Source organism: Thalassospira sp. (assembly GCF_002709775.1).
In the GTDB taxonomy this organism is placed as follows: Bacteria; Pseudomonadota; Alphaproteobacteria; order Rhodospirillales; family Thalassospiraceae; genus Thalassospira.
In genome coordinates this window covers 1-14,306 of the sequence record NZ_PAQR01000028.1, presented here as the reverse complement: position 1 = coordinate 14,306, position 14,306 = coordinate 1, and the positions used below count along the sequence as shown (strand labels likewise).

The following is a 14,306-nucleotide window of genomic DNA, read 5'->3' as shown; positions in this document are numbered from 1 at the left end:
CATTTTCTGACGCGCCGAACGTCAAAAGTCAACCACCATCGACCGGAGCACCCCCATGACGGGCTCAAATGCATTGATTGCCGACAAACTGAAATTCAACGAAAACGGCCTGATCCCGGCAATCGCCCAGCAACATGACAGCGGCGAAGTCCTGATGATGGCCTGGATGAACCGCGACGCGGTGCTTGAGACACTTGAAACCGGCCGAGTTTGCTATTTCTCGCGCTCTCGCGGCAAACTCTGGCGTAAGGGCGAAAGCAGCGGTCAAGTACAGAAACTTGTCGATTTTCGCTATGACTGCGACATGGACACCATTCTGGTCGAAGTCGATCAGATCGGGGTCGCGTGCCACACCGGTCGGCGCAACTGTTTCTATTTCGCCGCACGTGACGGCGAAGAAGTCGTGATTTCCGAACCGGAAGTCTCGGTCGAAGAGCTTTACGGCAAGAAATAAGCCCCACTGTCATTGTCACTTTCACTGCCCCAAACCACAAAACCTGATTGATCATGGCCCTTTCCAACGAACAGTTTGACCGCATCGCCACCACCGTCATTACCGGCTTTCTCGGCAGTGGCAAGACCACGCTTCTCAACGCCCTGCTGACCCAGGACGGCATGGACAAGACCGCGGTCCTGATCAACGAGTTTGGGGAGATCGGGCTTGATCACCTTCTGGTGCGCGAAGTCTCCGAAGACGTGGTGTTGCTGAATTCGGGCTGCATTTGCTGCTCGGTGCGCGGCGATCTGATTTCCGGTTTGCGCGATCTGTTTGTCAAACGTACGCGCGGTGAAATCCCGGAATTTGATCGGGTGATCATTGAAACCACCGGCCTTGCCGATCCGGCCCCGATCCTGCACACCCTGATGACTGACCCGCTTCTGACCACCAAGTTCCGTCTTGATAGCGTGGTCACCACGGTCGATGCGCTCCATGGTGCGGGGCAGCTTGATAACCATCCCGAAAGTGTGAAGCAGGCCGCGGTTGCCGATCGCATCCTGATGACCAAGGCCGATCTGGCTGATGACGCCACACGGGTAGAACTTGAAGACCGCCTGCGTGCGCTTAATCCGGCCGCGCCGATTTATCCGGTGGTCAATGGCGATATTGCGGTTTCCAAGCTTTTCAATGCCGGGCTCTATGATCCGACGACCAAAAGCATGGATGTACAGAAATGGCTGCGTGATGAAGCCTATGAACAGCATGGCGACGACCATCATCATGACGAGCATGGGCACACGCACGATCATTCTCACGACCACGGCCATGCTCATGATCATTCCCATGACCATGATCACGAGCACCACCACCATGATCACAGCCATGATGTAAACCGCCATGATGATCACATCCGGTCCTTCTGCATCACCTTTAATGAACCAATCCATTGGGACGCGTTTGTTACGTGGGCCGAAATCTTTACCCAGATGCGCGGCGAAAGCCTTTTGCGGGTAAAAGGCATCCTTAATCTGGTGGGCGAAGATGCGCCGGTCGCCATTCATGCCGTGCAGCATGTCTTTCACCCGCCGGCATCCCTTCCCGCCTGGCCAAGCAACGACCATCGATCAAAGATCGTTTTCATCACCAAGGATCTCGGCCCGCAGGTAATTCGTGACTCATTCTATCATCTCAATGCCGCGGTCAGCGAAACCAGCGAAGATAACGCAGGCAAATAATAATCCACGGCGTTTGAGCCACATCAAGGATTGCCCACCGGGATTGGGCCAATCTCGTTCTTGGCTTGATACAGCCTCACTCTAAGTCCTGAACTTCGGGCGACTCATTACCCATGGTCGCCCTTTTTCTTTGCCTGAATTCAGGCTCCGAATATCAGGCGTTCCCGCACAACACCCCGAATGCACAGCCTTTCTCATCCTGATGTACAGGTTGCGCCGTTACGTCATTGGACTAAATCTGGCGCACATATCGGGCAAACTGACACCTGATCGTCATTTGCACATGACCTCGGGAACAGCCAAAATCACAACAATCAAACTTCACAGGGGGTAAACCAGCATGATTTACCGGAACTGGTAGGGCGTTGAAATTCCCGCCCTTGGCTTTGGGACGTATGAGCTCAATAACGATGATGCCGCGACCATGATCGCGGAAGCCGCCAAGATCGGCTATCGCCATTTCGATACCGCCCAGATGTATCACAATGAAGAAGGCGTCGGTCGCGGCCTGAAGGCATCCGGCCTTGCACGCGACGACTATTTCGTCACCACCAAAATCTGGTACGACAAATTCCAAAGCGGCGATCTCCAGACCTCGGTCATGGAAAGCCTGCGCAAGCTTGATCTTGAACATGTCGATCTGTTGCTTCTGCACTGGCCGACCGACGATGTGCCGCTTGAAGAAACCATTGCGGCATTGAACGAGGTCAAAAACCTCGGCATGACCCGCCTGATCGGGATTTCAAACTTCCCGACTGCCCTGATCGAAAAGGCCGTGTCGCTGTCCAATATTCCCCTCACAGTCAATCAGGTCGAATATCACCCCTATCTTGATCAGACCAAGGTGCTCGAAAGCCTGCGCGCACGCGACATGCTGCTGACCGCCTATTGCCCGATTGCGCGTGGCACGGTCCTGAAGGACCCGACGCTTAAGGCCATTGGCGAGAAATATGGCAAATCGGCTGTTCAGGTGACGCTGCGCTGGTTGATGCAACAAGACAGCGTCGTGGCCATTCCGAAATCGGGATCGCCGAAAAATGCGGCAGCCAATTTCGATATCTTTGATTTCGAGCTGTCTGAAAGCGATATGGCCGCGATCCATGATCTTGCCAAACCGGACGGTCGCCTGATTGATCCGTCCTTTGCCCCGAAATGGGATCAGGCCGCCTGACCCCAGCAAAGAAGACCTTCGCAAACACGCATAAAATTACCAAGACCGGCCCCGTTTGGGTCGGTCTTTTGCGTTTGGGGATGCCCCCATATCAAAAACGCGCGATTTTCGCCCCCTTCTTGCGCACAGCTTGTTTCGCACCTGCGAAAGGCGTATTTTTAGTGAGGGTCAGGGCCTATCAATTTGATTGGAATGGCAGACGTTATATTTGTGAAATTCAAGGAAAAGCGCGCCGGGCGGGCTGGTGCCCCGGACAAGGGGTTTGACGCAGGAGTTTGCAAATATAACGTCTGTCCTTCGGATTGAACGGATTTGCACGGGCTACTTTGTCGCAAAACCTTGAAAGATAGACATCTTCCCGCGGTTTTGCTTCGCGTATCCGCACAAATCCGATCAACCATTCGAACCAAATTGATAGGTCCTGACCCTAATTAATCAACCAACTGGCGGCATTTCGCTTATGAGCACCGAAAACACAACCGATACTGCAACCACCACCAGCACACCGAAAAAGGACGATATCGCCCATCGCCTGTATGAGGATGTGCTGGCCCTGTTGCTCGGCACCATGGTGGTGTCACTCGGTGTGACGCTTTATAGCGAAAGCATCCTTGTCACCGGCAGTACCGCCGGGGCCGCCCTTTTGATCGAGCATGCCACGGGCCTGTCCTTTGGCGTGATCTTCTTTGTGATCAACCTGCCGTTTTACTGGCTGGCGTTCAAACGCATGGGCAAGGCATTTACCATCAAGACCTTCATCGCCGTTGGTCTGGTCTCGGCCTTCTCGAAACTGACCCCGATGCTGGCGACGTTCGAGACGCTCAACCCGATCTATGCCGCCGTTGCCGGAGGTGCGTTGATGGGGATTGGCCTGCTCATGCTGTTTCGCCATCGCGCCGGCCTTGGCGGGGTCAATATCCTGGCCCTGTATCTGCAGGAAAACTTCAACATCCGCGCCGGTTACTTCCAACTTGCCGTCGATATGGTGATCCTCGTCTGCGCTTTCCTGACCTTGCCGTTTGACAAGGTCCTACTCTCAATCCTCGGCGCCGTCGTGCTCAACCTGATCATTGCGCTGAACCATCGTCCGGGGCGGTATTTCTCCGCGCGATAGTATTCACCGCGTCGAGATTACGCTGCATCCGTCCCCGAGGCCTGCAACCGCTTGGCATCGTACGACGGTGCCAGACCGAACAGACGGGTGTATTCACGGCTGAATTGGGAGGCGCTTTCATAGCCGACGTCAAAGGCTGCACGGCCGACTTCGGCACCCGCAAGGATGGCGCGGCGTGCTGCCTGCAGGCGGAGTGTTTTCTGATATTGCAGCGGGCTCATGCCCGTTGCGTTGCGGAAATGGCGGCGGAACGATGCCGGGCTCATGCCCGCACAATTGGCCATGTCGCCAATCGGAACGCTTTGATCGATATTGTTGCGGATCCAGTTGAGCGCGCGGCGAACCTGCGCGATTTTTGGATCGGACGCAACGATCTGATGCAGCGCTGCCGCCTGCGGCCCGCGCAGCAGGCGATAAAGAATTTCCTTTTCAAGCAAGGCGCCCATCACCGCGACGTCTTCGGGGGCGTGTTTGAGCGCAAGCAAGCGCTGGCAGGCATCAAACAGAGCATCGGGGGCCGGGCCGACGGCAAAACCTTTACGCGCATCCGGGTCAACATCCGGGGCCTGGGCCACCAGATCGGCCAGATGATCGCGATGAAGCGCGATGCTGATCGCCATATAGGGCTCATCTAAACTCGCCTTGGTGATCTGACCCGCCACAGGCAGGTCGATCGAACCGACAAAGCAGGACCCCGGCGCATAATGCAGGATGCTGTCGCCGACAATGACTTCCATCGATCCCTGCAAAACGATGCAGGCCACCGGTTCATAGAGTGTGACCACAGGTGCCCCGGCCTCTGTCACCGCATAAAGATCAAACCCGTCAAGGATGTTGACGAATTGGCCCGGCTTGGCGATTTCGCGGGCCTGAGAACAAAGTTGCTGGAGTTTTTCTTGCATCTTGATGCTCTGAAACGGTGAAGGACGGAAGCACGATCCATCGATGATTTAAGCCATATTTGCCCGCAAGAGCACGGCCGCAATCGGCAAATGATCAAATTAGGCAAATAATAGATCGAAACCTGCAAGCACGAAGCCCGACAACGAGCTTAAATGGTGCCCATACACACGGCGTCGCAGGCTTTGCACATATCAAAGCATAAGACGCCATGAACGTTTTTGGCAAATCCATCTTTGCGCAGCCGCATTGCAGGCAAGGACGCAAAGACGGCGTTTGCCGGAGCTTTCGTGCAAGGAGCACCTTCTATGTCTAACTCACCTATTCGCGTTGGCTTTATCGGCCTGAACCCTGACAGCCACTGGGCCGCAACCGCCCACCTTCCGGCCCTCAAGGCACTTGGTGATACCTATGAGATCGTTGGCGTTGCCAACAGCACACCGGAAAGTGCCAAGCGCACCGCCGATGAATTGGGCCTGAAATATGCCTTCTCAAGCCCCGCCGAACTTGTTGCATCCCCGGAAATCGACCTTGTCGTCGTTACCGTCAAAGTGCCCTATCACTACGAGCTGGTGTCACAGGCCCTTGAAGCTGGCAAGCATGTCTATTGCGAATGGCCGCTGGGCAATGGTCTTGATGAAGCAGTTCGTCTGGCCGAACTCGCCAAGCAGAAAGGCGTCGTCGCCGCTGTCGGCACGCAGGCCCGCACCGCGCCGGAAATTATCCATCTGGCAAAGCTGATCAAGGATGGCTATGTCGGCAAGGTTCTGTCGACCAGCCTGATCGGCACCGGCGGCAACTGGGCCAACCAGTGCATCGCTGAACACTATTACCTGTTTGATCGCAAAAATGGTGCGACCATGCAGGACATCCCGATGGCTCATACCCTGGCAGCCGTCAAGGATGTTCTGGGCGATTTCGGCACCCTTGATGCCACGTTCCTCAGTAACTTTGACACCGTAAAGATCGCAGAAACCGGCGAAGAAAAACCGAAAAACGCCGCCGATCAGGTTCTTGTTCAGGGCACCATGGCAAGTGGTGCGGCCCTTTCGGTGCATTACCGTGGTGGCGTTTCACGCGGCACCAACCTTCTTTGGGAAATCAACGGGACCGAAGGCGACATTCAGGTCACCGCAGGCCTTGGTCATGCCCAGATGGTTCAGCTGACCATCAAGGGTGCCAAGGGCGAGGAAAAGGAACTGAGCGATCTGATGCCAGATGCATCCGTCTATGAAGGCATGCCGGAATTCCCCGGTGCACGTAACGTCGCGGGCATCTATGCCCGTATCGCCGATGACATCAAAAACGGCACTAAAACAGCACCGACCTTTGCTGACGGCGTTGAACTGCACAAGGTTCTTGATGCCATCGAAAAATCGGCAGAAGCCAAGAACTGATCACATCTGATCCAGCGGGACCAACATCCCGCGGCTTGATCATCGGCGATCACCTGAAATCCGGGGCCTGCTTTGCGGGCTTCGGATTTTTGTTTTGCGCTATTGGGAGATAAAAATGGCGATCCCTGCAGGACTCGAACCTGCAACCTACAGATTAGAAGTCTGTTGCTCTATCCAGTTGAGCTAAGGGACCGCTGGGTGGGGGCTGGTTTGCTTATCCCCCGGGGCATGGCCTTGGACGCCTGCCCGATTGAGTGCAGGGTTTAACGTCCCCTGTCAGACGAAACGGGGCGGAAATCCGCCCCGAGAATTGGTCAATCGCCGCTGGCAACTGCCAGATCAGACAACGCGCTTGAACGCGAAGTTATCGGCATAGGATTTGATCTGAACCTTGCGCGGTTTCGGCATTTCGATATCCGCGATCAGCTTGTGCTTGGCCGCAAAGGCCTGCGCTTCTTCGAGGGGTTCGAAATACATGCGGACCTGACCACGGGTATCGGTCGATCCAATCCAGCCCATCAACTGATCGGCAACCTTTTTCGCACCCGGTTCAAATTCCATGACCCAGTGCTTGGTTGCAGCCTGACCGGACTGCATGGCGTTCTTGGCAGGTTTGTAAACACGGACCTTCATCTGGACCCTCGTCTTGACCGTCGGGATAAGATGGTGATGGCAGTTAAGCGGGCCTCTCTAACCCCTGCTATCTCTTCATCTTTTACACCTTTTATCGCCAATTGGAAATCCCGTTGGGCATCCGAAAAACGATAAAAGGGGAAAATGGTCGGGAAGGCGAGATTCGAACTCGCGACCCCCTGCTCCCAAAGCAGGTACGCTACCAGACTGCGCTACTCCCCGACGCGGATGTGGATTTAGCACCATCTTGCTGGGTGGGCAAGACCGCATTACGCGTTTTTATGTAAAAAATGGCGCAACAAGTTTCGCAAAAACCAAAGGCCGCAGATATCACCTGCGGCCTTGCTATTGCTGATTGATCGCCCGGCTGTCTGTTGGCCGGGGCTTTGCTGGTCAGCGCGGAAGTCCTTCGACCTTCTCACCAACTTCAAAGCCCATCCGGTCGGCTGATCCGCCATTCAGTTCCAGCACAAAGCGTACGGGCCTTGGCGACGGAATGATGGTTTCCGATTGCGGGACGGTGCGCTTTTCAATACCGACAATCGTGCCATCGGCTGCGATGAACAGCATATCAAGCGAGATAAAGGTGTTTTTCATCCACATCGAAATGTCGCGCGCGCCGCCGAAATCAAACAGCATGCCGGCATCATTGGCCATTTCGGTGCGGAACATCAGGCCGCGTGACCTTTCTTCGGGTGTCACGGCCATTTCAACATTGAACACTTCGCCATCAACAAGAAGACGCGACCGTTCAAATCCGGTTGCCTTTGCATTCAGCCCGGCAACAACCGCCGCGCTGACAAAGCACACAACCAAAGCCATCTGAAAGAACGACTTCATACCCCATATCCTCTTAGTCTTCTGACGCGCTCCCGAACCTCGTCCCGGATGGCGCCACCCCGCCATGGATCTGCAAGTGTGGTAAACAACTCACTTGCGGGCTGTCTGCCACGGCTATGCGACCATTTTATGACACGCAGGATATTTTCCGCTGTGATGGGTAACACATCAGGTATTTCGATCCCGTTAATGGTTGCCCACACCCCGGACCAACAGCGTGCAACGCCATATGGACTATATCCTCCGCCGCCAAGAACCAGACTTCGGGGCGCCAATCGGGTCATCGTCCCCACGACTTCCCAGATCGACTGATTGCCCAAAAGCTGTCTGGACAGTGGATCTTCAGCAAGAGTATCACATCCACATTGCAAAACAATAGCTTGCGGCGCAAAACTTAATCCAAGAGGAATCAAATATTCAAAAAGGACGTAGCGCATCTCATCATCATGCATGCCACCAGGCATCGGAAGGTTGCGCGCCATGCCGCCCGCAATGTCATCAATTGCGCCGGTTTTGGGCCACAGGTCTTCCTGATGCATTGATACGGTCAGAACACGCTCATCCTCGGCAAAGGCGTATTGCACCCCGTCCCCGTGATGAGCGTCGATATCGACATAAAGGACCCGGTCCAACCCGCTATCAAGCAAGGCATAAATACCCAGAACCGGGTCGTTGAAGTAACAAAACCCCGATGCCCGATCACGCAGACCGTGATGGGTGCCCCCTGCCGGATGATGGATGATCCCGCCATCGGCGATCAGGTTGGCTGCCATCACCGATGATCCGGCCGCGGTCGCCGGACGCCGGAAAATTTCCGGGTAAATCGGATTACCGTTCTTGCCGAGCCCGAACTTTTCCATCAAATCATCGGGCAAGGCCTGATCACGTTCGGCCTGCATGACGGCAGCGATATAGTCCGGATCATGAAAGCGCGCCAATTGATCGGGTGTTGCCACCGGCCCGGTCAGATAGGTTTCCTCATCTACCCACCCCAGCGCATGGACCATATCAACCACCAGCGACACCCGCGGGATCGCCAGCGGATGTTTCGGGCCATAGCTTGACCCGCGATAGATCTCGGCCGCGATCATGCGGGCTGGAACGTCTGGGGTTCTGTAGTCAGGCAGGTTCACCATTTCAAACCAGATGATGATGCAGATGTATCGTCAGAAGTGACCGGTTTCTTGGGTCGGCGCAAGACTGGATTTAATCAAAATCCCCGGATAACCCGCCCCGTCAGAACGGGATTGCATCCCTGATCGCGCCGAGGTTGCAAAAATATATCCTCAAATGGGGATATCGCCCCTTATACATCCCAATAGTCTCCCCATATCGTTCTTAATGGACAGTTTTTCTCCGGTCTTTTCGCGTATTCTTTTTGACATCTGGTGAGACTAGCCTTGCATATTTCGAAGACGGATCAGATCAACATTCTGATCATTGATGATGAAACGGATATGAGCGAATTCGTGGCCGACGCGGTCACCGCCATCGGGCACAATGCGGTTGCCGTATCCGATGCGGATGATTTTGTTCGGGCCTATTCGACGGCGTTTGACGTCATCATCCTTGATCTTTTCATGCCGAAACTTGATGGCATCGAAATCATTCGTTTCCTGCATGAAAATCGCTCCAGCGCGTCGCTTATCCTCATGAGCGGCAAGGACAAATCGATCCTGCATTCTGCATCAGAACTGGCCTCCGCACGCAATATCGAAGTGCTCGGCGTACTCGAAAAGCCATTCACGATCGATCAACTCGAGGCCGTTCTCAGGAAATTCGTTCCCCATAAATATCGCCCGCAAGACACGCCCTCTGCCCTGCCAACCGAAAAGGGGCTGCGTCGCGGCATTGAACAACGCGAATTCTTTCTGGCTTATCAGCCGCAATTCGATTTCAAGACCGGCAAGATCGCAGGTGTCGAGGCATTGCTACGCTGGCAGCATCCGACACGTGGCTTGATCCATCCCGGGCTTTTCATCCCGCTGGCAGAGCAATCCGGGCTGATCAACCAACTGACGGAATATGTGCTTGAAGAAGCCATGTCGCAAATGGCGAAATGGCGCGATCACGACATCACCATGTCGATCAATGTATCGCCAACAACAGTTGTTGATCTGGATATGCCCGAAAAGCTTGATGACATGATCAAGGCACGTGATATCGCGCCAGAAAAGATCATCATTGAGCTGACCGAAACCGCCATCATGGAAAATGTCAGCTCCTATATGGATATCCTGACCCGGCTTCGGATGAAGAATTTCAATCTGTCGATTGATGATTTTGGCACCGGTTATTCATCAATGCAGCAACTGGTGCGCGTGCCGTTCAACGAACTGAAAATCGATCAGTCCTTTATTCGTCAGGCCCTTACCGACCGTGAATGTCAGGCGGTCGCCCAGATGTCGCTGTCACTCGCCCACGGGCTTAACATGCGCGTCGTCGCCGAAGGGATCGAGGATCAGGAAACCTATGACTGGCTCAAGGAATTGGGCTGTGAAATCGGTCAGGGATTTCTGATGTCGCGCCCCATTTCGCCCGAAGAAATCGAAGAACGCTTCCTGTCCTGAATTCGGGTTCAACTTCAAAGTGACGGCACGCCGATGAAAAAGCCCCTGCTCCTTGCGAAAATCCTGACCCCGATGATCCTGGTTGCCCTGATCATTGGCATCGGTGCGCTTCAGGTTCTTTACAAGGACATGCTCAAGGAACGCAGTGCATCGATGCTCAGTCTGGCGAAAACCAATGCTGAACTGATCAACGCGGTTGCCGCCTATGACTATCGCCATGCCCCGGCCGAACATAAAGAACGTGCCTTTGGCGTAACCCTGTCGCAGGTCACCGCGGCATTTAACGCCCTTTCAGCACTTGAGGGCACCGAAGAACTTCTGATCGTGCATCAAGAAGGCAACATCATTGAAATTCTGGTTCATCAGGAAACCAAGATTAAAGAACGCGATCATAGCGCCTCGATCCCGCTTGAGTCCGACTATGCCAAACCCATGATTGAGGGGCTCAATGGCAAGTCGGGATTGATGTGGGTCCATGACGATCACGGTAATGAACTTCTTGTCGCTTATGCCCCCGTCCCCAAGATGTCCGTCGCCGTACTGGTTGAAATTACCCGTGACGAGTTGATCGCGCCTTTCAAGGCTACCGCCATCATGCTGATCACGCTGGGGATCGCTGCCATTGGTGTCGCCACCGCCTATACCTACTCCCAGATCATGCATGTGATTAAGCGCGCATTCAGCGCGCAGGAGGACGCCCACAAGGCCCTTGGCGAGGCCCAAGCCGCCAAAAAAGTGCTTGAACATGCCCTGAAATCATCGAGCGAGGGCTTTGCCCTGTTTGACGCCGATGACCGGCTGGTGATCTGTAACGATGTCTATCGCGACATCTATAAAACCCATGCGGATGCCATCAAACCGGGTGCCCGGTTTGAGCATATCCTGCGGGTCGGCTTGTCTCGCGGGGCGTTTCCTGATGCAGTTGGGGTTGAGGAAATCTGGCTTGCGGATCGACTTGAACAGCATCGCAAACCAAAAAGCCGCGTTGAACAACAGGTTGGCGAGCGTTGGCTGCTTATTTCCGAACAACGTACCGATGATGGCGGTATCGTTGGCGTTCGAACCGACATTACAAGACTGAAAACCAAGGAACGCGAACTCCGTGACAGCGAAAAGCGTTTCCGTGATTTCACCCAGACTGCATCGGATTGGGTTTGGGAAACCGATGTCGAACATCGCGTCAAAAATACTAGCATTCGACCAAGCGACATTCCCAACTTCGATATCGATAACGTACAGGGCAAGCGGCGCGACGAATATGCAGCCGAACCGACCGACACCCCCAAATGGCGCAAGCATTACGAATTGCTCGAAGCCCGGCAGCCATTTCGCGATTTCCAGTATCAGGTCCAACTCAATGACCATACCGTACTGACGATTTCGATTTCCGGCGTGCCGGTATTTGATGATCTTGGCACCTTCCTTGGTTATCGCGGCACCGGGCGTGACATCACTGCCCTGATTGAAACCCGTGAACGGTTCCGGGTGGCGTTCGAAAGTGTCACGGTCGGGATTATCTTTGCCGACGAAACCGGCGTGATCGAAGGCTTCAACCCCGAGGCCGAAAACATCTTTGGCTATAGTGCCGAGGAAGTCATTGGTCAGAATGTCTCGATCCTGATGCCCAATCCGGACAGCGCACGCCATCACACCTATATCAAGAATTACCTTGGCACCGGGGATGCCCAGATCATCGGCAAGGGCCGTGAGGTCACGGGCAAGACAAAGGATGGTACCCTGTTTCCGATGAACCTTGGCATTGCCGAGATGAATGTGCAGGGCCGCCGCCATTTCATTGCCTCGATCACCGATCTGACCGTCGAACACGCCCTTGAACAGCAACTGCGCCGCTCGCAAAAAATGGAAGCCATCGGTCAGTTGACCGGCGGGGTCGCCCATGACTTCAATAACCTTCTGGGCATTATTGTCGGCAACCTTGATCTTGCCCGGCGCAAGCTTGATGAACACTCCCCGATCACAAAGTTCGTCGGCAAGGCCATGACGGCGGCAGATCGCGGTGCGACCCTGACCCGGCGTCTCCTGAACTTCTCGCGCCAGGCGCCAGAGGAAAACGCCGCAGTTGTCATCAACGATGTTCTGATCGAGTTGCGCGAACTGATCGGCAAATCGATCACGTCCAAAATCCTGTTTGAGCTGCGCTTGTCCGACGATCTTCCGCCGGTCCGCCTCAATGTCGGAGATTTTGAAGATGCGATCATTAACCTTGCCGTCAATGCCCGCGATGCCATGCCCGAAGGCGGCCAGCTCACCATCGAGACCCGTGTTTCGCACATTGATGCTGTCACCGTTCCGGCCGTTCAGAAAGTCCCGGAAGGCGATTATGTCGAACTGATCGTCAGCGACGATGGCAAGGGCATGACGTCTGAGGTCGCCGAACAGATCTTCCAACCCTTCTTCACCACCAAGGAACGTGGCAAGGGGACTGGCCTTGGCCTTGCAATGGTGTATGGCTTTGTCAAACGATCCGGTGGCTATATCTCGCTTTATTCCGAGGTTGGGCTTGGCACCACGTTCCGTATCTACCTGCCGCTTGCCGATGATGAAGACCACAAGGTTCTGCACACAAGCTTCGATACCGAAGCAGAACCGGAACGCGGCACAGAAACCGTTCTGATCGTTGATGACGAACAGCAACTGGCCGAAATCGCGGCCTCGGTCCTTGGCGAATATGGCTACAAGACCATCACCGCCCATAGTGGCAAGGAAGGCCTCGCGCTTGTTGAAGAACGCGATGACATCGACATGGTCCTTACCGACATCGTCATGCCCGGCGGCATGAACGGGTTGGAGCTGGCCGACAAGGCACGCGAACGCCGCCCCCATCTTGCGGTCCTGACCTGTTCGGGCTTTACCGCCGATGTCTTGCACCAACGTGCGGCTGACAAGCCGGTCTATCCGCTGATCAACAAGCCCTATAATAACCGCGAACTGGCCAACGCGGTGCGCAAGACGCTTGATCAGGTCCGTGAGGAAACCTGAGGGATCCTCGCATTTCATTTTGCCGATCTCATTTACTTTGCTGTCACAAACCTTGACGTCTGCGTTTTGTCTGCGCATAGTCCCGTGATCTCCGGGGGGGCCGATCGTAAATCGGCTGAGAGGTTCGGTGTTGCCGAACGACCCTTTGAACCTGAACCGGTTAAGACCGGCGTAGGAAGGATCGTATGCGCAATACAGAACAAGCGCCCCAGACAGCGCAAAATCTCACCAAATTTGATGTCGCCCTGCGTGGCGGAAGCGTTGCCTTTAACGGCACGGACATCTTCCATGACCTTGACCTGACATTGCGCGCAGGCAGTTTTACCTGTTTGCTGGGGCCAAGTGGTGTCGGGAAAAGCACGCTTTTGCGTTATTTTGCCGGGCTGGTCGAAGGTGATGTTAGCGGTACCATCACGTGTTCTGACAACACCCCGCTTGCTGGCCGGGTCGCCTATATGGCGCAACAAGACCTGCTTTTGCCATGGCGCAGTGTTCTTGAAAATGTGGTCCTGGGCGCTGTTTTGCGCGGTGAGAAGCCAGAACATGACAAAGCCTCACAATTGATTGACGAGGTCGGCCTGGCTGAGGCCGCCCATCTCCGCCCGGCTGAGCTATCGGGCGGCATGAAACAGCGCGCTGCCCTTGCTCGCACCCTGATGGAAGACCGTCCGGTTGTGTTAATGGACGAACCGTTTTCCGCGCTTGATCCGCTCAATCGTCTGCGCCTGCAGGAACTGGCCGCACGGGTTCTGCGCGGTAAAACGGTGTTGCTTGTGACCCACGATCCGCTTGAAGCGCTGCGTCTTGGCGATCATGTCCATGTTCTGTTTGGCAACCCGGCACGGTTGCAGGATGCCATCACGCCCAAGGGCCAAAGCCCGCGCAACATCGCCGATCCGGGAATTCTGGCACAACAGGCCGAACTCCTTGGCCAGCTTGGCGCTGATCTGTCGGGGGGTACGGCATGAGCAAGCAAAACAATCCTCATACAAATAGAAAAGAAGTGA

12 protein-coding genes, 2 tRNA genes and 1 riboswitch are annotated in these 14,306 nt (G+C 54.9%); of the genes, 8 read left to right on the top strand and 6 right to left on the bottom strand.

Annotated features, from left to right (window positions below; genetic code table 11):
• Window positions 1-55 precede the first annotated feature (55 nt).
• From hisI to CMO10_RS11260, 4 genes are all read left to right on the top strand, one after another.
• Window positions 56-454, top strand: a complete 399-nt coding sequence (hisI, locus tag CMO10_RS11275; RefSeq protein ID WP_297022022.1) for a phosphoribosyl-AMP cyclohydrolase — start codon at window positions 56-58, stop codon at window positions 452-454.
• Between the two features lie 53 nt (window positions 455-507).
• Entirely contained in the window at window positions 508-1,674 is a 1,167-nt protein-coding gene (locus tag CMO10_RS11270; protein WP_297022019.1) for a CobW family GTP-binding protein, read from the top strand.
• A 370-nt stretch (window positions 1,675-2,044) separates the two neighbouring features.
• Window positions 2,045-2,845 carry an aldo/keto reductase gene (locus CMO10_RS11265; protein WP_297022213.1) on the top strand — a complete coding sequence of 267 codons (801 nt, stop codon included), beginning with the start codon at window positions 2,045-2,047 and terminating at the stop codon, window positions 2,843-2,845.
• 460 nt (window positions 2,846-3,305) lie between these two features.
• Window positions 3,306-3,959, top strand: a complete 654-nt coding sequence (locus tag CMO10_RS11260; RefSeq protein WP_297022016.1) for a YitT family protein — start codon at window positions 3,306-3,308, stop codon at window positions 3,957-3,959.
• A 17-nt stretch (window positions 3,960-3,976) separates the two neighbouring features.
• On the opposite strand, the gene CMO10_RS11255 is transcribed toward CMO10_RS11260, so the two are convergent.
• Entirely contained in the window at window positions 3,977-4,861 is an 885-nt protein-coding gene (locus CMO10_RS11255) for an AraC family transcriptional regulator (protein WP_297022013.1), read from the bottom strand.
• A gap of 306 nt (window positions 4,862-5,167) precedes the next feature.
• On the opposite strand from CMO10_RS11255, the gene CMO10_RS11250 reads away from it, so the two are divergent.
• A complete protein-coding gene (locus CMO10_RS11250) occupies window positions 5,168-6,256 on the top strand; it encodes a Gfo/Idh/MocA family protein (RefSeq protein ID WP_297022011.1) in 1,089 nt (362 codons plus the stop codon).
• Window positions 6,257-6,372: 116 nt separating this feature from the next.
• Here CMO10_RS11250 and CMO10_RS11245 read toward each other — a convergent pair.
• The 5 genes from CMO10_RS11245 to CMO10_RS11225 form a co-directional block, all read right to left on the bottom strand.
• Window positions 6,373-6,449, bottom strand: a tRNA-Arg gene (locus tag CMO10_RS11245).
• Between the two features lie 146 nt (window positions 6,450-6,595).
• Window positions 6,596-6,889, bottom strand: coding sequence for an ETC complex I subunit (locus tag CMO10_RS11240; RefSeq protein ID WP_297022008.1), 294 nt, complete (start codon window positions 6,887-6,889; stop codon window positions 6,596-6,598).
• A gap of 145 nt (window positions 6,890-7,034) precedes the next feature.
• Window positions 7,035-7,111: transfer RNA gene (locus CMO10_RS11235), tRNA-Pro, on the bottom strand.
• Window positions 7,112-7,282: 171 nt separating this feature from the next.
• Window positions 7,283-7,729, bottom strand: coding sequence for a DUF192 domain-containing protein (locus CMO10_RS11230; RefSeq protein ID WP_044828733.1), 447 nt, complete (start codon window positions 7,727-7,729; stop codon window positions 7,283-7,285).
• The gene (locus CMO10_RS11225; RefSeq protein ID WP_297022003.1) at window positions 7,726-8,820 is read right to left on the bottom strand and encodes an acetoin utilization protein AcuC; all 1,095 of its coding nucleotides are present in this window, start codon (window positions 8,818-8,820) and stop codon (window positions 7,726-7,728) included. The genes CMO10_RS11230 and CMO10_RS11225 overlap by 4 nt, the downstream gene beginning before the upstream one ends.
• A 309-nt stretch (window positions 8,821-9,129) precedes the next feature.
• On the opposite strand from CMO10_RS11225, the gene CMO10_RS11220 reads away from it, so the two are divergent.
• The 3 genes from CMO10_RS11220 (at window position 9,130) to CMO10_RS11210 (ending at window position 14,267) form a co-directional block, all read left to right on the top strand.
• Window positions 9,130-10,299, top strand: a complete 1,170-nt coding sequence (locus tag CMO10_RS11220; RefSeq protein WP_297021998.1) for a GGDEF/EAL domain-containing response regulator — start codon at window positions 9,130-9,132, stop codon at window positions 10,297-10,299.
• Between the two features lie 33 nt (window positions 10,300-10,332).
• The gene (locus tag CMO10_RS11215; protein ID WP_297021996.1) at window positions 10,333-13,299 is read left to right on the top strand and encodes a PAS domain S-box protein; all 2,967 of its coding nucleotides are present in this window, start codon (window positions 10,333-10,335) and stop codon (window positions 13,297-13,299) included.
• Window positions 13,300-13,382: 83 nt separating this feature from the next.
• A riboswitch (TPP riboswitch) is annotated at window positions 13,383-13,494 on the top strand.
• Complete coding sequence (locus CMO10_RS11210) at window positions 13,485-14,267, top strand: ABC transporter ATP-binding protein (protein WP_297021994.1); 783 nt, start codon at window positions 13,485-13,487, stop codon at window positions 14,265-14,267. It overlaps the preceding riboswitch by 10 nt.
• Window positions 14,268-14,306: the final 39 nt, after the last annotated feature.